21 protein-coding genes are annotated in these 22,946 nt (G+C 37.4%); 7 read left to right on the forward strand and 14 right to left on the reverse strand.

The window, feature by feature from the left end; translation table 11 throughout:
- Positions 1-21: 21 nt before the first annotated feature.
- On the reverse strand, positions 22-336 hold the full coding sequence (locus IGJ93_RS09240; protein ID WP_067480379.1) for a YbaB/EbfC family nucleoid-associated protein: 315 nt from the start codon (positions 334-336) through the stop codon (positions 22-24).
- A 21-nt stretch (positions 337-357) separates the two neighbouring features.
- Positions 358-2,106 carry a DNA polymerase III subunit gamma/tau gene (gene dnaX / locus IGJ93_RS09245; protein ID WP_311801686.1) on the reverse strand — a complete coding sequence of 583 codons (1,749 nt, stop codon included), beginning with the start codon at positions 2,104-2,106 and terminating at the stop codon, positions 358-360.
- 216 nt (positions 2,107-2,322) lie between these two features.
- Here dnaX and IGJ93_RS09250 point away from each other — a divergent pair, with 216 nt between their 5' ends.
- From IGJ93_RS09250 to IGJ93_RS09260, 3 genes are read left to right on the forward strand one after another with little or no spacing between them, the layout of a single operon-like run.
- The gene (locus IGJ93_RS09250; protein WP_067480373.1) at positions 2,323-3,570 is read left to right on the forward strand and encodes an SPFH domain-containing protein; all 1,248 of its coding nucleotides are present in this window, start codon (positions 2,323-2,325) and stop codon (positions 3,568-3,570) included.
- 19 nt (positions 3,571-3,589) lie between these two features.
- The gene (locus IGJ93_RS09255) at positions 3,590-4,783 is read left to right on the forward strand and encodes a TFIIB-type zinc ribbon-containing protein (RefSeq protein WP_271026864.1); all 1,194 of its coding nucleotides are present in this window, start codon (positions 3,590-3,592) and stop codon (positions 4,781-4,783) included.
- Positions 4,780-5,580, forward strand: coding sequence for a TPM domain-containing protein (locus IGJ93_RS09260; protein ID WP_311798176.1), 801 nt, complete (start codon positions 4,780-4,782; stop codon positions 5,578-5,580). Before IGJ93_RS09255 ends, IGJ93_RS09260 begins: the two co-directional genes overlap by 4 nt.
- A 56-nt stretch (positions 5,581-5,636) precedes the next feature.
- Here IGJ93_RS09260 and IGJ93_RS09265 read toward each other — a convergent pair whose 3' ends face one another.
- Together IGJ93_RS09265 and IGJ93_RS09270 are read right to left on the reverse strand one after the other, a co-directional pair.
- The gene (locus tag IGJ93_RS09265; protein ID WP_095803755.1) at positions 5,637-6,551 is read right to left on the reverse strand and encodes an N-acetylglucosamine kinase; all 915 of its coding nucleotides are present in this window, start codon (positions 6,549-6,551) and stop codon (positions 5,637-5,639) included.
- Between the two features lie 8 nt (positions 6,552-6,559).
- Positions 6,560-8,008: a glycoside hydrolase family 1 protein gene (locus tag IGJ93_RS09270; RefSeq protein WP_075491642.1), complete on the reverse strand. Its 1,449-nt coding sequence runs from the start codon at positions 8,006-8,008 to the stop codon at positions 6,560-6,562.
- 232 nt (positions 8,009-8,240) lie between these two features.
- Here IGJ93_RS09270 and IGJ93_RS09275 point away from each other — a divergent pair, with 232 nt between their 5' ends.
- Both IGJ93_RS09275 and IGJ93_RS09280 read left to right on the forward strand, forming a co-directional pair.
- Positions 8,241-8,546 (forward strand): hypothetical protein, encoded by a 306-nt coding sequence (locus IGJ93_RS09275; RefSeq protein ID WP_067480359.1) that lies wholly within the window; start codon positions 8,241-8,243, stop codon positions 8,544-8,546.
- A 27-nt stretch (positions 8,547-8,573) separates the two neighbouring features.
- A complete protein-coding gene (locus IGJ93_RS09280) occupies positions 8,574-9,920 on the forward strand; it encodes a PTS sugar transporter subunit IIC (protein ID WP_067480357.1) in 1,347 nt (448 codons plus the stop codon).
- A gap of 624 nt (positions 9,921-10,544) precedes the next feature.
- On the opposite strand, the gene IGJ93_RS09285 is transcribed toward IGJ93_RS09280, so the two are convergent.
- Entirely contained in the window at positions 10,545-11,201 is a 657-nt protein-coding gene (locus IGJ93_RS09285) for a Crp/Fnr family transcriptional regulator (protein ID WP_071868178.1), read from the reverse strand.
- Between the two features lie 193 nt (positions 11,202-11,394).
- Between IGJ93_RS09285 and IGJ93_RS09290 the strand changes: the two genes are divergently transcribed.
- Both IGJ93_RS09290 and IGJ93_RS09295 read left to right on the forward strand, forming a co-directional pair.
- Positions 11,395-11,679, forward strand: coding sequence for a hypothetical protein (locus IGJ93_RS09290; RefSeq protein WP_067480348.1), 285 nt, complete (start codon positions 11,395-11,397; stop codon positions 11,677-11,679).
- 18 nt (positions 11,680-11,697) lie between these two features.
- Positions 11,698-12,885: an MFS transporter gene (locus IGJ93_RS09295; RefSeq protein WP_071868177.1), complete on the forward strand. Its 1,188-nt coding sequence runs from the start codon at positions 11,698-11,700 to the stop codon at positions 12,883-12,885.
- Positions 12,886-13,049: 164 nt separating this feature from the next.
- Here IGJ93_RS09295 and IGJ93_RS09300 read toward each other — a convergent pair whose 3' ends face one another.
- The 9 genes from IGJ93_RS09300 to IGJ93_RS09340 form a co-directional block, all read right to left on the reverse strand.
- A complete protein-coding gene (locus tag IGJ93_RS09300) occupies positions 13,050-13,694 on the reverse strand; it encodes a sugar O-acetyltransferase (protein WP_071868176.1) in 645 nt (214 codons plus the stop codon).
- A gap of 28 nt (positions 13,695-13,722) precedes the next feature.
- The gene (locus IGJ93_RS09305) at positions 13,723-14,112 is read right to left on the reverse strand and encodes a VOC family protein (RefSeq protein WP_067480340.1); all 390 of its coding nucleotides are present in this window, start codon (positions 14,110-14,112) and stop codon (positions 13,723-13,725) included.
- A gap of 68 nt (positions 14,113-14,180) precedes the next feature.
- On the reverse strand, positions 14,181-14,816 hold the full coding sequence (locus IGJ93_RS09310) for an SdpI family protein (RefSeq protein ID WP_067480337.1): 636 nt from the start codon (positions 14,814-14,816) through the stop codon (positions 14,181-14,183).
- A gap of 262 nt (positions 14,817-15,078) precedes the next feature.
- Positions 15,079-17,922, reverse strand: a complete 2,844-nt coding sequence (locus tag IGJ93_RS09315) for an endo-beta-N-acetylglucosaminidase (protein ID WP_071868174.1) — start codon at positions 17,920-17,922, stop codon at positions 15,079-15,081.
- A 249-nt stretch (positions 17,923-18,171) separates the two neighbouring features.
- Positions 18,172-18,435: a type B 50S ribosomal protein L31 gene (locus IGJ93_RS09320; protein WP_067480331.1), complete on the reverse strand. Its 264-nt coding sequence runs from the start codon at positions 18,433-18,435 to the stop codon at positions 18,172-18,174.
- Between the two features lie 98 nt (positions 18,436-18,533).
- Complete coding sequence (gene rho, locus IGJ93_RS09325; RefSeq protein WP_067480328.1) at positions 18,534-19,829, reverse strand: transcription termination factor Rho; 1,296 nt, start codon at positions 19,827-19,829, stop codon at positions 18,534-18,536.
- Positions 19,826-21,097 (reverse strand): UDP-N-acetylglucosamine 1-carboxyvinyltransferase, encoded by a 1,272-nt coding sequence (locus IGJ93_RS09330; protein WP_086270773.1) that lies wholly within the window; start codon positions 21,095-21,097, stop codon positions 19,826-19,828. Before IGJ93_RS09330 ends, rho begins: the two co-directional genes overlap by 4 nt.
- A 223-nt stretch (positions 21,098-21,320) precedes the next feature.
- Positions 21,321-22,253, reverse strand: coding sequence for an ROK family protein (locus tag IGJ93_RS09335; RefSeq protein WP_067480322.1), 933 nt, complete (start codon positions 22,251-22,253; stop codon positions 21,321-21,323).
- Between the two features lie 4 nt (positions 22,254-22,257).
- Positions 22,258-22,884: a YesL family protein gene (locus tag IGJ93_RS09340; RefSeq protein ID WP_071869267.1), complete on the reverse strand. Its 627-nt coding sequence runs from the start codon at positions 22,882-22,884 to the stop codon at positions 22,258-22,260.
- Between the last annotated feature and the right edge of the window lie 62 nt (positions 22,885-22,946).

Below are 22,946 nucleotides of genomic sequence, written 5' to 3' on the forward strand. Positions count from 1 at the left end.
CATTACTCCTTCACGAAAAAATTAGAATCCAGGCATTCCTTTGGTATATTTACCCATTGTTTTTTCAGTTTCTGTGTCAATTTTTGTTAACGCATCATTGACAGCCATAACTAACAAGTCTTGCAACATTTCTGGATCTTCTGGATCTAGTACTTCTGGTTTGATCTCAACGTCTTTCATGCGACGATCCCCAGTGAACGCTACTTTTACTAAATCATTGGTTGCTGCCCCTGTAAATTCTTTCTCATTCAACGCATCTTGTGCCTGAACCATTTCTTTTTGCATTTTTTGTACTTGTTTCATCATTCCTTGCATATTTCCCATTCCACGCATCATTGTATCTCTCTCCTTTAAATGTTAATCATCAATAATAGTTACTGAGTCTGTTCCAAATAGCTCTTCTGCCTTTGCCACCACAGTTTCTACTGTTTCTGGCTCTTGGGGAATCAACTCGATTTCTTCTTCATCTGTTTCTGGAACAAAAGAAGTGGATTGTCCGTTATCTTTACTTTGAATCAAATAATTTTTACGCAATTCTGGCCAGCTTTCTCGCGTGATATACACAGTATCTGGTGCATAATCGTGAATCATTCGACTCAAGTTATTGTGAATCGCTAATTGCAACTCATCGTCATTTGTTGCTCGTTGACAAACGATTTCGTAGTCAAAAGCGATTACCATACTTTTTGGTCCTGCTGCCACTGGTTCACTTGCTTTCAACATCGCTCGTTGTGTCACTGACAGGCTCATCAATAAATCATCCCAAACTTCTTTGACCTGATTCAAATCTTGACGAGTCGCTTCTTTTAACACTTGGTACACTCGCTCAGTCGGTACGCGATAAGAGCTTGCTTGTTTTTTATGCACTACTTGTGGCGCAGGCTGACTAGCGTTATTGGCTGTACCCTGATTACTTTTGAGTGCTTTTAATTCTTTTTTCAGCTCGGAAACTTCTTGCTGAAGCTTCTCCACTGCTTGGCTTTCAGCTGGTTCACCTTGAGGCAGTGCTTGCGGGCCTGTCAATGATGTTTTTTGTGCTAGCTTGACAGTTGCGACTTCCAAATAAATCGTAGCACTATTGGTAAAACGAATCTCATTTTGTGTTTCACTTAATATCTTGATCATTTGAAAAAGCTGTTCAGCTTTCATTTCTTGTGAAAGTTTCACAAATGTCGGAGTTAGCTGACTCGTTTTCTCCGTCACTAATTGAGGTGCTTGCTGATACATCAGCAAATCACGACAATATTGTAATAAGTCTTCTAAAAAACGACGGGCTTCTTTTCCTGCGGCTAACATCTGTTCCAACGCATTCAATGCTTGTGCAACATTCTGTTCGACACAAGCACTCAAATAGTCGTCCATCATTTCATACGTTAAGCTACCGGTTACCTGCATTGCATCATTTAGCGTAATCATTCCTTCACTAAAAGAAATGGATTGGTCTAAGATACTCAGCGCATCCCGCATCCCGCCTTCAGCAGCGCGCGCGATGACGCCTAGCGCTTGCTCTTCATATGAGATATTTGATTCATTTAAAATAAATTCCAAATGCTCAACAATATCAGATGCATTGATTCGTTTAAAATCAAATCGCTGTGTACGAGAAATAATTGTTGCTGGAATTTTGTGTGGTTCTGTCGTTGCCAAAATAAAAATGACACTTTCTTTTGGTTCTTCTAATGTTTTTAGTAACGCATTAAAAGCCCCTGTCGAAAGCATATGGACTTCATCAATAATATAAACTTTATAGGTTGCCTTCGTGGGTGCATAATTGGCGCGATCACGAATAAAACGGATTTCTTCCACTCCGTTATTACTTGCAGCATCGATTTCAATTACATCTTCTTGTGTTCCAGCTGTAATTGATCGACACATCTCACATTCATTACAAGGTTCACCATCTTGACTGTTTGGACAGTTGATTGCTTTAGCAAAAATTTTTGCTGCACTTGTCTTACCAGTTCCTCGAGGCCCAGTAAATAAATACGCATGAGATGTTTTATGGGAAACGATAGCATTTTTCAATGTCTGTGTAACAGCTTTTTGTCCAACAATGTCATCGAAGCGTTGTGAACGCCAGACACGGTAAAGTGCTTGGTATGCCATATAGATCCCCCTCTTAAAAAAATTCACTATTATTTATTATACGTGATTTTATTAAAAAAAACTACTCTACTCCTTGGCTTTTTCCAAGAGGAAACATTCATTCACACGAAAGCTCTTTAAGACTTTTGGCTGAGAGCATTTTCATTCCCCTATGGTATAATAAAGAAAATAATTTAAGCTGTTTCTTTAGGCTATTTATCTAAGGAGGAATTTTTTATGGGATTAATTAAAGCTGCAACAAGTACAGTCGGTGGTGGATTAGCTGATCAATGGCTTGAGGTCATTGAACCAGATAACATGAGTGATACGACCGTGATGACAAAAGGTGTCAAAGTTCGTAAAGATGATAAACGCGGTTCAAATCGTAAAGGGACGGAAGATGTTTTAACAGACGGAACTGTTGTCCATGTCTATCCAAACATGATGATGCTCCTTGTTGACGGTGGAAAAATCATTGATTACACAGCTGAAGAAGGTTACTACACCATCAAGAATGATGCTGCACCTTCTATGTTTAATGGCTCATTAAAAGACGCAATCAGCGAAACATTTAGTCGTTTTAAATTTGGTGGCGTCACACCACAAAAACAACAAGTCTTCTATATTAATTTACAAGAATTAAAAGGAATCAAGTTTGGTACAACTTCACCGTTAAATTATTTTGACAATTTTTATAATGCAGAATTATTTTTACGTGCGCATGGCGCTTACTCAATCCACATCACAGATCCAATCTTATTTTATACAAATGCTATTCCAAAAAATAAAACACAAGTGGAAATTGCCGACATCAATGAACAATATTTAGCAGAGTTTTTAACTGCTTTGCAATCGGCAATCAACCAAATGTCAGCAGATGGTCAACGAATTTCTTATGTCCCATCAAAAAGTTTGGAATTAAGTAAATATATGGCCTCTGCTTTAGATGATTCGTGGCGTGAACTACGTGGGATGGAAATTGTTTCTGTAGCCGTTGCAAGTATTTCTTACACCGATGATTCTGTCAAACTAATCAACATGCGAAATGAAGGTGCCATGCTTGGTGATCCAAGTGTTCGTGAGGGCTATGTTCAAGGCTCGATTGCTCGCGGAATGGAAGCCGCCGGAAAAAATGAAGGCGGTGCAATGACTGGTTTCATGGGTGTTGGCATGGGAATGAATGCTAACAGTGCTTACCTTGCTCAAGCTGCACAAAATAACCAAGAACAAATGAAACAACAAGCAGAAAAACAAAATCAACAAGCTGCAACTGGAAATGCTGATACTTGGACTTGTCCCGTTTGCGGTACGGAAAACACAGGTAAATTCTGTTCTAATTGTGGAGCAGCTAGACCTGCACCCGCTGCACAACCAAAACTAGAAATGAAATGCAGTGAATGTGGTGAGGTCGTTGATCTTTCAAATGGTATCCCAAAATTCTGCCCGCATTGTGGCAAACCATTTAAAGGAGTACCTTTGGACTAAAAAAGAAGGGGTGTAGCCAATGGATGTCATTACACATAAATGTCCAAACTGCGGCGGTCCTTTAACTTTTGATCCTAAAGACCAAAAATTTCATTGTGACTACTGCCTAAGCATATTTACAGAAGAAGAAGTGAGCCTCTATGAGCAACAGCAAAAAGAAGCTCGCGCTATTGATTCATCAGCTGATACAGCTGATGAATCAATAAATGCAACTGGTGACTTTACCTTCACAGCACAAGAACAATTAGATAAAATGGACGACACCGAACGTCAAGCTTATGATGAAGCCGTGGGCGCCACTGAAGCAAATGGTCAAGAAACAAATGATGAAGCGCCTACCATGGAACTATTTCTTTGTCCAAGTTGTGGAGCCGAAATCGTGACTGATGCAACAACAGCTGCGACGTATTGTTATTATTGCCATAATCCAGTTGTTTTGTCGGGCCGATTAAGTGGTGAATTTTTACCAAATAAGGTCCTCCCTTTTGCAATTGAAAAAGAGGAAGCAATCAAACAATTTTTAGCATGGACAAAGAAAAAATGGTTTATTCCAAAAGCCTTCTTTAATTCTGAACAAATCGACAAACTAACTGGCGTTTATTTTCCCTATTGGTCAACCGATGCTGAATTAGAAGGAGATTTCCAAGCAAATGGAACTGTCTTGCGCGTCTGGCGTGTTGGCGATATTGAATATACCGAGACAAAACAATTTGCTGTCTATCGTGAGGGAAAACTTTCTTTTAAAGAGTTAGTCAAGAATGCTCTATCTAAAAATACTCAGCAAAAAATGGTTGAAGGTGTCCAACCTTTTCCGTTGAATAAAGCAATCGACTTTAAAAATCAATACCTTGCTGGATTTCAGGCAGAAAAACGGGATATTGAATATCAAGCGATTCGTTCAGAAGTCGAATCAGAATTAAAAGACTATTCCGAAAAACTTTTACGCGAAACAGCCTCTGGTTACACCACTTTAACTGGTGTTCGTAGTTCCGTTGCAATTAACAATCAAAAAAATAATTATTTGTTACTTCCGGTCTGGCTGGTGACTTACCGTAGTCGTGACTCAAAAAAAGTTTACTATTATGCAATGAATGGACAAACAGGAAAAGTAAGTGGTGTTCTGCCTGTCAGCAAAAAGAAATTGGGGCTCACATCACTTGGTATCTTCACCATTACTGCTATCTTGTTGATGATTGTGGGGTATTTGATATGAAAAAACAACTTTCGATTTTCTTTTTCGTTTTAATTGGCTGTTTTTTCCCGCTGGTTGCTCATGCCGCAACCCCGACAGTCAATGATGAAGCTGGTTTGTTTACAACCGAACAAATTCAAGCATTAGAAAACCAAGCTAAGCCTATCAACGAAAAAATCAAAGGCGAAGTCTTCATCGTTACAACAACAAACAATTCTGATCAACCACGTGATTTTGCAGATGATTACTTGCGAGATGCCGTTGGAAATAATGAAAATGGTTCTGTTTTATTGTTAGATATGGGGCAAAGAGAAATTTACATTTCAACCTCGGGCAACATGATTGACTACTTGGATGACAATCGAATCGAATCAACACTTGACGAAGTCTATGATGGCATGTCCAATCAAGATTACTACCAAGCTGCGACTGCTTATCTTACCAAGGTTGCCGATTACGTCGAAGCAGGTGTTCCAGGTGGGCACTATCGAGTGGATGAAGAAACTGGAAAGATCACTCGCTACAAAGTCTTAACAACTGTTGAAATTGTACTTGCGCTCATCGTTGCATTGGTATTAAGCCTTGTTTTTTACTTTGTAACAGTTTCTAAATATCAACTAAAATTTGGTTCATATAAATATCCTTATCGTGAAAATTCAAGCATCAAGTTAACTGATAAAACCGATCGTTTAACAAACTCTTTTGTCACTACTAGACGAATTCCTAAAAGCCCGCCGCCAGGAAGTGGCGGTGGTGGCGGAAGCACTACTCACTCAAGTGGTGGTGGAACTTTTGGCGGTGGTGGAAGAAGCTTTTAAGCCATTATCTGTCAAAGAAAAACTCCTCAAAATCGGATTGATTTCGAGGAGTTTTTTTAGCGAAAGTTAGCAGTACTTATGCTTTGTGCAGCCAACTGATTCTTCCAAATAACTAATGCAGCCTTCGCATTCTGAACCGTATCAGTTGTAAGCACAACTTCGTAACTTTTTAATTGTTCGAGAAAAACTTGTCGCACCGTCGCCTGTTTTTCCAGCAAGCTACCATTAATCCCCAAATAAAATCCTGTGGTTAACTTCATTTTTTTAGCTAACTGAGTGACTTGCTTGGCTAGTAATTCACCCGTTTGTTTCAGCAGTTCTGACACACGCGCATCTTTTTGTTCATAGCTTGAACAAAAAGATGCTACACTAGCAATTTCGCCTTTGTTTTTTTGATAAATTATCTTTACCAAGCTCATCACATCCTCCGCACCAAAAAAAGCTAATAAGTCTTGAGCAAAAGGTGACAATGTTTTTCCTTCATCAAATTCTGCTAGAACTAATTTGATAGCAGCAATTGCTAAATGATAAGCGGAACCTTCATCACCTAATAACTGACCCCAGCCACCTACGCGGTACCACTGTTTTTCTTTTAGACCAAAAAATGCAGAACCTGTTCCAGCAATTGCTAAAATTCCTGGTTGAAACCCCACCTTTGCTAAATAGCTAAATTGTGCATCATTATATAAATAAACAGGATAGTCATAGTACGCTAACTCGTTCTGAATTTTCTCTCGTAAACCACCACCATCAATACCAGCGATGCCTAACGCAATCAATTGACAGTCAGCTCTTCCAAATTTAGTTAGCAAGTCGTCAATTGCTCGAAAAATATTCGCCTTTGCTTGTTCATAAGAAATCAACAAATTGCCAAAGCCTTCAATTGCCTCTCCTAAAACATTCTCTTCTAAATCATACGCAATCGCCTGTGTTTTCGTTCCTCCACAATCAATTCCAATGACATATTTCATAACTTCCTCTACTCCACTTTTTGTGACTTTCTTCTTTCTGCTTTTTGCTCGGCAATAAATGTTTGATACCAATAAAAGCTATCTTTTTTATAACGATTATAAGATCCATTTCCTTGGTTATCTGCTTCAACAAAAATAACACCATATCGTTTTTCCATTTCACAACTTCCCGCCGAAACAATGTCAATAATCCCCCAAGCAAAGTATGCTAGGACATTTACTCCTACTTGCTCTGCTTCTAAAATTTGCTTAAAATGCTGCTTAAAGTATTCGATACGATACACATCATGGATACCATCTGCCTCTTTCAAATCTCTTGCACCCAATCCATTTTCAGCAATCATTACTGGTTTTTGATAACGGTCATACACCTTTAGCAGTGTTGTCTTCAATCCAACTGGATCAATTTGCCAGCCCCATTCACTTGCTTTTAAATAAGGATTTTTTGTCGTCGCTACTAAATTTCCAGCCGTTTGCTGTTGACTTTCTTCTACCGAACTAATACTTGAAGAATAATAAGAAAAGGAGACAAAATCACAAGTATTTTCTTTTAAAAGCTGACGATCTGCTTCACTTATTTCAAAATCGACATTGTGTTCCAAGAAAAATTTGTCCATATAATAAGGATATTCTCCTCTTGCTAGGACGTCCATACAGAACCATTGATTGATTTGTTCATCTAAAACTAACTGTAAATTATCCTCAGGTTTTGGTGTTAAAGGATAGTAACAAAAACATGAAATCATTGCACCAAATTGTCCTTTGACCTTCATTTTTTTCCCTAGAGCAATCGCTTGTGCACTAGCAATAAATTGATGATGCAAACTTAAAAAGATGTCATTGTACGCGTAAGCATCATCTTCTGGCTTCAATAATCCCGTACCATTATAAGGACTAAAGTATCCAGCATTGATTTCATTGAAAGGTAAATAATAATCAATCAACTCGCCCCAATGACTAAAAATAACTGTAACTAATCTCAAATAACTATCAATTGTTTTACGATTTTTCCATCCGCCTTGTTCTGTTACTAATTGAAGTGGCAACGCATAGTGATTGATTGTCAAAAAGATTTTGATTTTTTGTTTGGTTAGCTCTTTAAAAATGTCGTCGTAATACTTCATTCCGTCTTCATTAGGAATCTCTTCATCACCATTTGGAAATAAGCGTGACCAACTAATTGATAAACGATAAACATCTAAGCCTAGCTCACTAAGCAATGTTAAGTCTTCAGCCGTTCGTTCCTCTCCGCTAGATCCTTTTCTGAACGGATAAAAAAATTGATTTTCTTCCATCGCTTGTTCAACAGTCTTTTTAGTTAGCAATCGTGTAGCCACTGTCGCATTCGATGTTTTTTCTAAATAAGGTCGACAGTCTTGTGTGTCTATCCCTCTCTTTGTGTAACCGCCTTCATATTGACTGGCAGCAGTTGCCCCGCCCCATAAAATTTTTGTCATTGTCCTCCTCCTTCTTAATTGCCTTTATCATACCATCTAAGAAATGCGTTTTCAAACATATAAAAAAATAAAGAAATTTCAATTCTACTAAGAAACAAAATTACAAAAAAATAAAAAATATATTGATTTTTAATTTCTTAACTGTATACTAAAAAAGAAGAGATCTCTAGGCGCTCTTTTTTATTGTTATCTTTTGTAAGCGTTTAATTAATTGTTGAAAGGAGGTAATTTTATGCAAAGAGAAACAAATGAAACATTGCATATTCACTTTGGTGTGAAAACAGCTGGATTACTTTTACTTGCTTGCATTTTTGGTGGTATTTTTATTCCTTATTTATTTTACTTGGCAAACTGGAGTATCAATCTTGGCGTTATGCTTTTCTTACCCATTAGCTTAGCGACAGTTTTAGCGGTGAATCCATATTTCATCCAAACAAAAAGAGGATTTTGTAAGGGCTTTTTTATTACTTTTGGCATCTCACTGATTATTTTAGAAATTTTAGCGTACATTTGGATCTATCAAGGAATTATTTTTTAATTGATTTTATTTAAAGGAGTGTAAACTATGTTAACAGCTTTCACTAATTTTATTGAGTTACATTTAGCTGGACCAATGGCAAAAATAGCCAATCAACGACACTTACGAGCGATTCGTGACGGAATCATTGCAACGCTACCGTTAATTATTGTTGGTTCGTTCTTTTTGATTATTGCCTTTCCACCACTACCACAATCATGGGGCATTTATCAGTTTTTGTCTTCTAACGCCGCAACAATCTTGTTACCTTATCGTATGACCATGTACATTATGTCCCTTTATGCAACATTCGGAATTGGGGCTAGCCTTTCAAAAACGTACAACTTAGATGTTGTTTCCGGCGGCATTCTGTCTACAATTGCTTTTCTGTTGACTTTTGTACCTGTAAATATTCCTTTAGAAGCTGCTGATGCTGCTGGAACTTCTGGTTTTGTCTTACCAATGGCGAACCTTGGTGGTGGAGGAATGTTTGTCGGCATCATCACATCAATTTTTGCAGTTGAAGTCTATCGCTTAACAGATAAATCAAAATTCAAAATCACTATGCCCGACCAAGTACCACCTGCAGTTGCTCGTTCTTTTGAATCATTAACACCAACGTTAATCGTCATTCTAGTTATCTCTACTATTAGCTATTATATTGGTTTTGACTGGCATTCAGCTGTTTCAAAAATTGTTAGTCCTTTAATCAGTGCAACTGATACGCTGCCAAGTGTATTGCTACTGATTTTCATGATTACTTTCTTCTGGGCATTTGGGATTCACGGCGTTTCAATTATTGGATCACTGGCGCGTCCACTATGGTTACAAATCTTAGAAGCTAATACTACAGCTGCTGCTGCTGGTGAAACTTTACCAAATATTGCAGCTGAGCCTTTTTATCAATGGTTTATCTGGATTGGCGGATCTGGTTGTACAATCGGCCTTGCTATCTTACTAGCCTTCACTGCCAAATCAAAATACGCTTCAAAACTAGGAAAAGCAATTATTACACCATCCATTTTCAATATCAATGAACCAGTTATTTTTGGTGTCCCAATTGTTTTAAACCCAACATTGATTATTCCCTTCATTTTAACTCCGATGGCTTGCGCAACTATTGCTTGGTTCGCAACTAGACTAGGTTTTGTCAGTGCCGTTACAATCACTGCTCCTTGGACTCTACCTGGACCAATTGGTGCGTATTTAGCTACTGGAGGCGACTGGCGCGCAGCAGTTTTAAACTGTCTGTTGATTGTTCTGTCAGTCGTAATGTACTATCCATTTGTTAAAATTTATGACAAAAATGAATTAGCAAAAGAGCATGCCTTAGAACAAGAAAAAACTGAGACTGAAGAATTAGTTTCAACAACTGTTGTTGAAAGCAAATCCTAAGTCGTTTAAATAATTATGTTACTAACATCCGTTAAAAAGAGGGGAAGACAGTATTGTCTTCCCCTCTTTTGCTATTGATCAAACTGTTGTGCTTGCTTACTTGCTAACGTGTTAGAGCTAGACGTTTTGTGCTTCAATCTTTTTTCTCGGTGTTCCCCAAGCAGCTTCTTCGGCAATAAGTCTTTTTTTCATAAAAACATGAGTAGCTATTTTTAGAAAAATTCCTTATTGCTTGAAGCTGAACGCTTGGCGCCACAACCTTTTTCTCGGTGTTCCCCAAGCAGCTTCTTCGGCAATAAGTCTTTTTTTCATAAAAACATGAGTAGCTATTTTTAGAAAAATTCCTTATTGCTTGAAGCTGAACGCTTGGCGCCACAACCTTTTTCTCGGTGTTCCCCAAGCAGCTTCTTCGGCAATAAGTCTTTTTTTCATAAAAACATGAGTAGCTATTTTTAGAAAAATTCCTTATTGCTTGAAGCTGAACGCTTGGCGCCACAACCTTTCTCTCGGTGTTCCCAAAACAACTCCTCCATATAGCTTTCATTCACTTCAAAACATGAGATACTGTTTTGAGTGACTGCTCGCTATCTGTTCGGAGCTGAACGTTTTGCGCCACAACCTTTTTTAAAAAATAATATTATCTTCCAACAGCTCCATATTCGTAATGATCAAATGGTGATCCTGAACTGTAATAATCCCCTTATCTTTTAGTTGCTTCAAAATTCGACTGACACTACTTGCCGTCGAAATACCACAAAACTTAGCAATTTCTTCATTCGTAATTGGAAAATCAATCAGCAACCCTTCAGGTGTTCGCACACCAAACATGTCATACAATTCATACAACTGCGTACAAACTGCGCCCAATTTTCCATTTAATAGCATCTGTTGCATTTTTTTCATGACGCTTAATAAGCGAAAACGGTAAAATTCTTTTACATGATGCTGCAAATCAGGATTATTATTGATGTCCTCCCAGAACTTCACCCGATTGACACGATAAAACTCCGCATATTCTGATTCCACCCGAATATTATAAGGTGAATCAATAAATTGTGAGTATTCATCTTTAATTAGTGATACCACTTCTAAGTCATTGACATATCTTAGATTGAATTCTCTTCCGTCGTTTGAGATCACGCTTGCTTTAACGATTCCCTCTTTCAAGATGTAAGTGTAACAATCCTCGACTCCTTCAAATGTTAAATACTTGTGATACCCCTTTCGTATAATTGGAATATTTTTACTTGTTACATATTCTGCTAGTGCTCGATTATCCAATCATGCTCCCCCATCCAAACATTTATCTAAAAAAATAATACAAGATTTCCAAGATTTTTAAAGTTCATAGGTATTTTACTAATGATAGTAACATTTGTTAAGTACCTTTTTGTATAACCAAGTTCATTTTCTTCATTTTTTTTCTTCGCTATACTCCGTATGTAAAAAAAATTACTGAATCGAGGTCAAAAAAATGCAATTTTGGATGAACACTATTATTAACCGATTAGAAACAGCGTACCGCACAAGATTTGATATGAAAGCATCATTAGTTTTCCTAAATGATGCTTATCAAAACTCAATTGAGTTGATTAAATCTGTTGAAGAAACGCCAGATGAAGAGTGTCAAGAATTCTTACAATTGTTTATGGAAACACGTGATCTATTTATCCAACAACTTGTCGATCGTTATCCATCAAATTATCACGATGTTGAAGTTCAAATTGAAAAACTAAAAGCATATTCATATGTACATTAAGGGGAATTAGCAAAACAAATGGAAGACAAATTATTCAACAAACATTTTATTGGTATCACACTTATTAACTTTATTGTTTATCTCGTTTATTACTTATTAATGGTCATCATCGCAGTTATCGCCCAAGACAGCTTACACGCTAGCTTAAGTCAAGCAGGATTTGCTTCTGGCATTTATATTATTGGTACTTTGCTTGCTCGTTTATTGATGGGGAAACAACTTGAATTGATTGGCCGAAAAATTACGTTACAAGGTGGTGCAATTTTTTATCTATTGACTACCATCGCTTATCTTTACATGCCTTCCATCGGAATTCTTTACCTTGTTCGCTTTTTAAATGGTTTTGGTTATGGAACAGTTTCAACTGCAACAAATGCAATCGTGACGGCATATATTCCAATGAATAAAAAAGGTGAAGGAATCAATTATTATGGTTTGAGTACTAGCTTAGCCGCTGCAATTGGACCATTTTTAGGAATGATCTTGTTAAACATGACTGATTTCCATTTCATCATTTGGTTCACGATTGTCTTAGTTTTCTTAGTCACTATCGCTTGTCTGTTCTTCCCTGTCAAAAACATTGTTTTGTCAGCTGAACAAAAAGAACAATTGACTTCATGGACAGTTGATAGTTTTATTGAGAAAAAAGCCTTATTTATTACAGGAATCGCTTTTTTGATGGGCTTATCTTATTCAAGTGTTCTGTCCTTCTTATCTTCTTATACGCAAGTGATTCATTTAGTTAGCGCTGGTTCTTTTTTCTTTGTTGTTTACGCGTTGGTAATCACTTTTACTCGCCCATTGACGGGTCGAATTTTTGATACAAAAGGTGAACAATACGTTATGTATCCTAGTTATCTTTTCTTAACTGCTGGCTTGTTTTTACTTAGTGCAACAACCAATAGTTTCATGTTACTGGTTTCAGGAGCCTTAGTTGGACTTGGTTATGGAACCTTTATGTCTAACGGACAAGCAGTTTGTTTGAAAATCGTTCGTGAACATCGAATCAGTATTGCGTTATCTACTTACTTCATCGGATTAGATTTAGGATTAGGCGTTGGTCCTTATATTATGGGAACCTTGAAATCGTTCACTTCATTCAGAGGATTATACATTGTTTCTGGAATCATTCCATTGATTTGTACCTTCCTTTATTTCATAAACAAACGGAAAAAGAAAGTGGTAGAAGAAGTATCCAGCTTCTAAAAAATCGTTCATATCTGTTTGAGAAAAGAATGTGGATTGGGGCAGAAAAATATTTTTGAGAATGTGCCAGTGTCCTCACTGCTCAATTAAATAAAGTAAAAAAACGAGATTAGGAAAGAACATTTCCTCGTCTCGTTTTTTGTCTAGTTGGTTTACTGTCTATTTTACTCACTCATTTTATTGAGATGTTCTTCCTTACGCAAGTGATATTTTTTCATTTGCTTTTGCCATTTTTCTTTATCAGCTTGATTGACTTTACGAATCACTTTTGCTGGGTTTCCGCCAACAATCGTATGATCAGGTACGTCTTTTGTAACAACTGACCCCGCCGCAATAATCGAATTGTTTCCAACCGTTATTCCAGGTAGTAGAACACTGTTTCCACCAATCCAAACATTATTTCCAACAGTAATCGGTAAGCCAAATTCTAAATCTGTTATGCGGATTTCTGCATCTGTTGGGTGACCTGCGGTAAAGAAACTGACTCTTGGCCCCACCATGACATTATCCCCAATTTTTATTTTATTCACGTCTAGAAAGATGCAATCCATATTTGCATAAAAATTTTCGCCAATCTCCACATGACGACCATAATCGACATGAAGAGGTGGATTGACATAAATATGTTCACCCGTTTTACCAAAAAGTTCTTTTTCCAGTGCCACAATTTTTTTCGTTTCATCAATTGGTAATTGATTGATTTTCTGTGCTAGCTTTTGTCCATTAATCGAGCGATTTTCTGGAAAAATACCTGATGCCTTATAAAGTTCACCAGCTAGCATTTGCTCGTAATCAAAATCTCTTGCCATTCGCTTTAACCACCTTTTTTATCTTTGATTAGTCGATCGCATCTGTCGTTAATTCAATCAAGTTTCCTTCTGGATCTTGGATTACTGCCTCATAATAACCATCACCTGTCGTTCGCGGTCCGCTCAGTAAAGGATAGCCATCTTGGACAAATCGATCAGCAAAACGATCAACTTCTTCTTTCGTCCCTACCGCCATCGCTAAGTGTGCATAGCCTAAATGATCTGTGACTCGATTTGCTAGATGTGGTTTCGTTGTCAATTCTAAGCGACTCCCTGAACCAAAACTTAAAAAGTAAGATTGAAATTGTGTTTTTGGATTACGATAGCGTTCACTACTTGTTGCCTGAAAATATTTTTCGTAAAACGTTCTCATTTTTTCCAAATCTTTCGTCCAAACAGCTAAATGTTCAATATGCATCCTTCTTCATCTCCTAAAATAGTTCATTTTCATCCTATTTTCTGCTATTTTTACTAGTTTTCACTTTATCAAATTCCTTTTCGATGCAGCCAAAATGAATAAATCGTTGGAATCAAAATAACAATCACGATAATTGGCATCATTAAAAATTCCCATGAAACAAAACTTGCGAGTAACATCAAAATACCGCCTGCAATAAATGTTTTGGCACCCAGTCTATTTGTTTGTAGCCAATTCTGTTCACTGCTCAACGTCCAAGGTAAACGAATACCCACTGTATAATTTTGCGGAACAGCGGTCAGAATCACTCCTGAAACAATAAAGATGATTCCGATAAATGCAGCGGGACTAATTTTCATCAACCATGTTGCCTGATTGCCTAAAGCATAACTGATGGTCAATGCTTGAACAAAAAGTGCAATCAGCGGAATGATTCCTAAAACGCTGTAGATAATCCAACGTTTTGTCACTTTTTGCTTTGGATCATTTAACACGAAAAAGGCAACCAATAATTGTAAGCCTGCCAGAAGAAATGGTAAGCCAATCAACGCAAATCCCTTTGAGCTCCAGCCATTCGCTTGCCAATTCAAATCAAAATGTGTCGCAACTTGATTCGGAATTTCTTCCCAAAAAATGGCACTTGCCACAAGTGGTAACAAGGTAATGATTACCGAGATAACAATTGCTCCACGATATTTTTTCATTTCAGACCACGTCCTTTTTTCTCTTAATGATTGTCAGCAACTCTTTTGATAATCGCTATTTCTAAGTGTACCTTTTAACTGGCAAACTGCCAACTTTTTGTCTGGATTATCCGAAAAAGGATAGACTTTTTTGATGATTAACAAAAAAGTCTAATTAAAGGAAAAAGAAAGAGCTGTGACACGAGTTTTGTCACAGCTCCTAAATTTTTATTCACTTGTTTCCTTTTTTGCAATAGGGCTGACCTATCTTCTTGTCAATTTTTTATTTCAATAAATCTTTCATTCCATAAACACCCAGTTCATACATTCGCACTGCTGTGTCTGAACCTTGTGTAGGTTTATCCACACTTACTTTCACATATCGTGCTTGTTCCACGGCAAAGGTATTGGTGCTATTTTTTTCCGTATTATTGATTGTTCGTGAAACTTTCTTGTACTCTTTTCCATCTTGGCTTACTTCGATTGTATAAGCCTTTGTATTCATATCTGCATTTTCGCCACCAGCCTCTGCATGTGCGAATCGAACTTCACTGACTGTTTGGCTATTACCCAAATCGACAATGATTTCATGGGGAGGTGTTCCCGTTGCACACCATTTTGTTTCAAGTTTCCCATCAACTGCAAATTCAGGCGCTTCCGAATCATTTGTAAACGAAGAGGCTTCTGTTTTCGCATTTAAAGATAGCAACACCAATTCGGCAGGGACTTTTTGACTGATTGTAATCAAACCTTCCATCTCAATCGGTGTTTTTCCTTCTTCATTTTCTGCGGTCAGTTTTACTTTATACACACCCTCTTTATCATAAGTAACGACAGGCTTATTTTCGGTACTTGTTTCAATATCGCCACCTTCAAATTCCCAAGTTACTTTGTCCGTATTGGAAGAAGATGTATTTGTGAAACTAATTTGTTCCCCGGGAGCCGCCAATGTTTTAGAAGCCGTAAAACTTGCTTTTGGTAATGTATTATCTGGCCATTCAAAAGAGATTGGATCTGATGCCATGCCTCGATTTCCAAGAGTATCAACGGGAACAATTTCCAATTTTGTCTGTTGCACGTTCTTTTGTCTTTCCAGTCCATTGATGTAATGTGTCGTCGCAGGTGTTGCACCTAGGAAAGAACGAGTATTATCTTTATTTATTCGATAAATTTCATAATGTTCTGCTTCACTGTCTTTACTATCCCATGTCAAGCGAATCCCTGCATAATTACTTTCTTCTTCATCAAAAACAACATCTTCCACTTCAGCATTTGCAACAGCCATTTTTTCTGTAGCAGGTGAGTCCGTCATTGCTAGCTGTCCTAAATGTAATTCATAAGTGTCATTTGTTTTTTCTGAAGTTATTTTATAAGAAAGTGATGTGACTGTTTTTCCTGCAAATTTTTCTAATGAATACTTCAAGGTTGTCCAATCATTTGTTACTTTTTGACTTGATGCAACTGTTTCTGTACTTCCGTCTTCAAACGTCAAGACAATCTCCAGCTTGGTAGCATCTGATGCTTTAGCGGTTGTAGTTATCTCTGAATCTTTTGTTAGCGTTGTTTCCATTCGATAAAGCTTCACTTGGCTAACCGCATTTTTTGTCATATTTCCTCTAAACAATAATGAATTACCTCCATTGAAAGCATCTGCATAATCCATTCTAATTGATAAATCATTGTTATTTTCATGCTCCATTATCCAACGGTAAGTCGGCATGATATCTTGCATGCTTCGGTTATTCCAATCTAGACTTGATACCTTTTGGCCTTTGATAAAATAATTATACCCATTTCCTGTATTGAAATTCGTTACAAAAGGCAAAGAAGTGATTGCTGTTTGCTCCAGCGCATACGTCGAAACTCCCGGCCAATCTTGCCCTTTTAAGGCGATATTTTGAGTTGGATCTCCCTTGTCATTGACCCAAAAACGTTCTTCTCGATTTTGAAAATCATCTGGATCACTAGCAGAACTGTACGTCCAACTAGGAACGTATAATCCCAAAGAAGTATAAGGGACACCTTTATCATCCACAAATAACTCCCAATCAACTGGGGTAGCGTAACCTTTTTCTTGAACATCGATTCCTGCAAATAAATCATAAGGATCAATGCCTAATTCATTTGCTTTTTTCTTAGATGCTTTCAAAAGTTCCTTGCTTGCTAATTGCTCCGTATTCCACCAAAAATTCAAAAACATGCTATCCGCTACTGGATTCATGTCTGCATCTACTAAATAAGCTTGGTTTTGATCGGTCAAAGCATTTTGCCAATCCATTTTTCCTTCAGATGTCATCGAATCATACCACATGATATCTAAATCAGCTTGTTTCCCTTTAAATTCTTTGATAAATTCTTGCATTAAATCGGCATGTTCTTTGTTCAATCCATCAGCTTTATCTGCTATTTGAGCATTTTTGTTTTCTTTAGCTTCATCAAAGCTAGTCACAACTGTATCTGTTTCTTGGTTAATGAACCAGCCATCAAACCCGTAACTTTGCGCAACTTCAATCAGCTTGTCGACTAAAGGAAATGTCCCATTAGCATCTTTTTCTAAGAAAGTATCTAGCCATTCGATTTTTCCACCATGCGCAGTTTGTGGAAAGAACACAGTTCCTAACACTGGCACACCATTTTTATGAGCCGCATCAATCACATCCGGACTTGGTGGAACAATAATTCCTTCACCAGATGAACCCCCCCAGTAAACTAATTGATCGATATATTGCCAGTTAGAAAAAACATTGGCATCAAAAGTGTTCACACCTCGTGGTGCATTGCCGCTGGTACTACTGTTCATAATGGATAAAGCTACTACTTTCATCTCTGTATTTTGTGTTTTATTTGAAGGAATCAACTTTGTTTTATCTACCCGTTGTGCCAATGGTACAGCACTAACATTGTATTTTGCATCTTCGTCTTTTGAAAAGTCCCATTGCAATAACTCTTCTGGAAACCAATAAGAAGATTCTGGCTGATTAGCCATCCCTCGATCAACTTTTGCTTCTTCCGTTTCTTGATAGTCAATCGAATTTGACTCTGCTTGATTTTTGACGCCACATCCTGAGACACCAACTACACCAATTGCCAACAACAGCCCTACTCCACTTTTAAACCAACACTTCATCCATGATTCCTCCTATAGTTTTTTTATCCCAGTAAAATGATAGCGCTTACTTTGAGATAAGTACATGAACAAACTATAGAAATGTGAATACAAAATATAGATTCAAACTAATTTATTATGTGCGATTTTTTCTTTGTTTTCAATGAACTAATTCGGCTATGTCGAGAACCAAGTATAAAAAACCTGCAAAAAAAAACAGACCCCATCCGAAGATGAGGCCTGCCAAATATTGCATAAACAATAATTTGATTATTCTGCAGCGTTTTGATCTTTGAGACCGTATTTTTTGTTGAAACGGTCCACACGTCCGTCTGCTTGTGTGAATTTTTGACGTCCAGTGTAGAATGGATGTGAGTCAGAAGTTACTTCGACACGGATTACTGGGTATGTATTACCGTCTTCCCATTCAACTGTTTCTTGTGAAGATTTTGTTGAACCTGACAAGAATTTGAAACCAGTTGTTGAATCCATGAATACTACTGGATGGTAATCTGGATGAATGTTTGCTTTCATAGTTTTTTCGCTCCTTTGCCCTGCTTCATTTGCTGAACCAGAGTTGATTTGTCGATTTACAACAGTAACATCTTATCATGTTTCATTCAAGGTTGCAATTATCTTTTTTGATTTCTCATTTGATTTTTCTTACCAAAGGAAACATCTTGAAACTCCGCAAAAAATTGTTGATTGTTCTTCGTTTTTCGTAAGAAACGAATCAATTGCTCAGTGTATTCCAAAGAATCACCAATCATATTTTTCCGTAGCTTCCAAATTTCTTCTAATTGCGCACTTGGAATCAATAACTCTTCTTTACGAGTTCCTGATTTTTTGATGTCGATTGCTGGGAAAATTCTTCTTTCTGCCAATTCACGTGACAATTGGAGTTCAAGATTTCCCGTTCCTTTGAACTCTTCGTAAATGACATCGTCCATTCGACTACCCGTATCGACTAAAGCAGTTGCTAGAATCGTTAAGCTCCCGCCTTCTTCGATATTACGTGCCGCTCCAAAAAATTTCTTTGGTTTGTACAACGCAGCTGGATCAATCCCTCCACTTAAAGTTCTACCACTTGGCGGAACAACTAAGTTATAGGCTCTGGCAAGTCGCGTGATACTGTCCATTAAAATGACAACATCTCGCTTATCTTCAACCAAACGCATTGCACGTTCTAAAACTAATTCCGCGACACGCGTATGATTCTGTGGTTGTAAATCAAACGTTGAAGACACCACATCACCTTTTACGCTACGCTCCAAATCGGTCACTTCTTCTGGTCGTTCATCAATTAATAAAACAATCAATTCAACATCAGGATAATTCTCAGTGATACCATTTGCAATTTCTTTTAAAACCGTTGTTTTCCCTGCTTTAGGTGGAGCAACGATTAATCCACGTTGACCAAAACCAACAGGAGAAAAAATGTCAATCATTCGTGTGGATAATCGATTAGTAGTCGTTTCTAACGTTAACTGTTCTTGTGGATAAAGAGGTGTTAGTGCTGGAAAATGAGGGCGCTCTTTCGCTTCTTCTGGGTCTTTTCCATTGACACTTTCAACATGCATCAAGCCATAATAACGTTCTGATTCTTTCGGTGGGCGGGCTTTCCCGGCAACTTTATCCCCATTTCTCAAACCAAAACGGCGAATTTGTGAAGCAGAAATATAGATGTCTTCTACACTGGGACCATAATTAATTGGACGTAAAAATCCATACCCATCTTGTCCTACGATATCTAAAATTCCTTCCATATAATAGAATCCTTGTTTTTCTGCTTGTGCACGAATGACAGAGAGTGCGAGTTCTTTTTTATTCATTTTACTGTAATAAGGAATTTTAAAATCCTTTGCGTAACTGTAAATTTCTTTTAACGTTTTATTTTCCAGCTCCGCCATTGTCAAATAATCGCTCATTCGGCCTCCACTTCCTCAATCATTTCAATTGATGCACCTAAAGCAGTCAACTTTTCAATAATATGATCATAGCCACGTAAAATATATTCGACATTATAAATTGTCGTCGTTCCTTCTGCTAGCAACCCAGCAATAACTAAACAAGCTCCTGCACGAAGATCAGATGCCACAACTTCTGCCCCATGTAACTTACTTGGACCATTTATAATAATCATGTTTCCTTCAACTGAAATGTCTGCACCCATTCGCGCTAGCTCAGGTACATGATTGACACGCTTGGCATAGACCGTATCAATGATTTCTGCGGTGCCAGATGTCATTAACAATAATGGCGTCAATGGTTGTTGCAAATCTGTCGCAAAACCTGGATATGGATAAGTCATCACATTCACAGCTTTCAACTCCGTCGCCGGATAGACTTCAATCTCGTCCTCACTGATTTTCATTTTGACACCAATTTCTTGTAATTTAGCAATGAAGCTTTCAAGATGCTCATAAATAACATTTTTTACTTTTATTCCATCTCCTGCAGCTGCTGCAAGAGCTAAGTACGTTCCCGCTTCAATTCGGTCAGGAATCATGAAATGACGACAACCATGTAATTCATCAACACCGTCGATACGGATAATGTCCGTACCTGCACCACGAACGTTTGCACCCATGTTGTTCAATAATGTTGCAACGTCAATAATTTCTGGCTCACGAGCCGCGTTTTCAATGATTGTTTGGCCTTTTGCTTTTACTGCCGCAAGCATGACATTGATTGTCGCACCTACAGAAACAACATCCATAAAAATTCGATTTCCTTGCATTTGGCCATTTTCAGTTCGCAAATACATTGCGCCATGTTCATTTGTAACTTGTGCGCCTAGTGCCTCGAATCCTTTAACATGTAAATCAATTGGTCGCGGACCTAAATAACAGCCACCAGGCAAGCCAACTACAGCTTCACCAAATTTTCCTAATAATGTTCCCATAAAATAGTACGATGCACGTAAACTATTGATTTTCCCATTTGGCATTGGCACAGATACGATTTCTGTTGGATCAATTTCTAATACGTTATTTGAAAAAGTAATCTTTGCACCCATAATTTCTAAAATTTCAATTAATGAATGGACATCCTGAATATCAGGGACACCTTCTAAAATCACTGGGGAATTTGCTAAAATAGCCGCCGGAATCAATGCCACAGCACTATTTTTTGCCCCACTAATCGTTACTTCACCTGTTAGTGAACGGCCACCATTGATAACGATTTTCTTCATAAAATCCACCTATTCTTAATTTATTCATACTCGCTAATTTTACCATAGACTGTCATTTTTCAAAAGCTTGGGATCATATCTACACATAAACAACTTTTTATTGTCCCTTTCGACCACTTTTTTACAAAAAAAAGAGACTGAAAAATAATTTTCCAGCCTACTTTCTATTTAGTAATTTGAACTATTTTTTCTCAAACATTCTTTGAATAATCAAGTGCTTTATTCACTTTGTCACTTGACGATGAATTTGATAAACAGCACCAATCATGCCTGCATCATTTTGCAATTTAGCTGGGCGAACAGCAGCAATCGTTTTGTTTTTAAGATAATGAATTGATTCGTGACGATTCATCACTTCTTCCAAACGTTTTTGAAATCGTTGATTAAATTCCTCGTTGGAACTGATTCCTCCACCAAATAAAATCAGTTCTGGATCAAAAAAACTAATCAGATTCAACATTCCCACAGATAGATCTGTTAAAAATTGTTCTACTATATTGATTGCCAGCACTTCTCCTTCTGCCTCTCTTTGAAAAATTTCTCGAGCATCTAAAATCATTGGTGCAGCTGCATCTAATTTTTTTTGGCTCAAATTATATTGATAACAGAGACCGCCAACGGTTGCTGCTCGTTTGTTCCACGAAACTTCTTCGATATCGCCTTCTGCTGGTAAGTGATCAATGATACTCCACCCAAATTCGCCAGCCATCCCATGAGCGCCTCGAAAAACTTCCCCATTGAGCACGATTCCTCCGCCAATACCTGTTCCTAAAACAATGCATAAATAATTTTCTAGCCCTTGTGCATTCCCAATCCAATGTTCTGCAATCGCTGCGGCATTCGCATCATTTTCGATAGAAACAGGCAAGCCAGTTAGTCGTTCCAGTTCTATTTTGATATTGGCTCCATAAAAAGGTCTAATTGCACCAGCAGTAAGCATGTATCCATCTTCTTGGATAATACCTGGCGCACTAATACCAATCCCCTCAATTTTTTCATATCGTTTTTGAGCATCTTTCACGATTGTATCTAGCTCAACCAAAAAGTCTGCCAACTGATAATTTGTTGGAATTGCAGATTTTTCTAAAATATTCCCAACTTCATCTAGAACACCATATTTGACAGTCGTTCCACCAATATCAAATCCTACATACATATGATCAACTTCCCTCTTCTAAATTCTCGTACGAATGAAAAACGCCCAACAATAACTTTGCTTTGATAAAAATGATCGTGCCGATTCCTAAAAAGAGCCATGCAAATAATAAACTTGGCAAATAAAGAGGCAGCATTATCCCTCCACCAATTGTTATAAAAAACAACAGGATACTACTTGGTAAATGTTTTAGTGATAAGATGCAAGCATTGACCAATGTTCCTGTTAAATTATTTTCAAAACGAGCAATTAACGGAAACAGATATAATCCCATCAAAACAAGTAATGTGACAAATAACATTACTAAATAATAGGCAATTTTATTTCCAATCAATAACGGTTGAATGAAAGGCAACAGAAAAAAAACACCACTACTCACACCCAAAATCAGCAACCACATTTTCGTTGCCAGAACAAAATTTTGTTTAAACTGATGAACATATTCTTTATACAAGACACCTTCTCTATGATCGACCATTTTATAAGCAGTCCCATAAGCACTAGCCATCGCCGCACCAATTGTGAGTACTGGTAAACAGGAAAGTATAAAAATAATCGTCAATAATAGCACTTGATAAATTCGTTGCATTCCTTCGTAGATTTTACCTTCTGTACTAAAAATTTTTTGCATTTTTTTCCCTCCTGAATAATCCTGTTCATACAAATCAAAAAGATGGTCACAGATTAGAAATG

Source organism: Enterococcus sp. DIV0174, from assembly GCF_050529065.1.
GTDB classification, from domain to species: Bacteria; Bacillota; Bacilli; order Lactobacillales; family Enterococcaceae; genus Enterococcus_B; species Enterococcus_B thailandicus.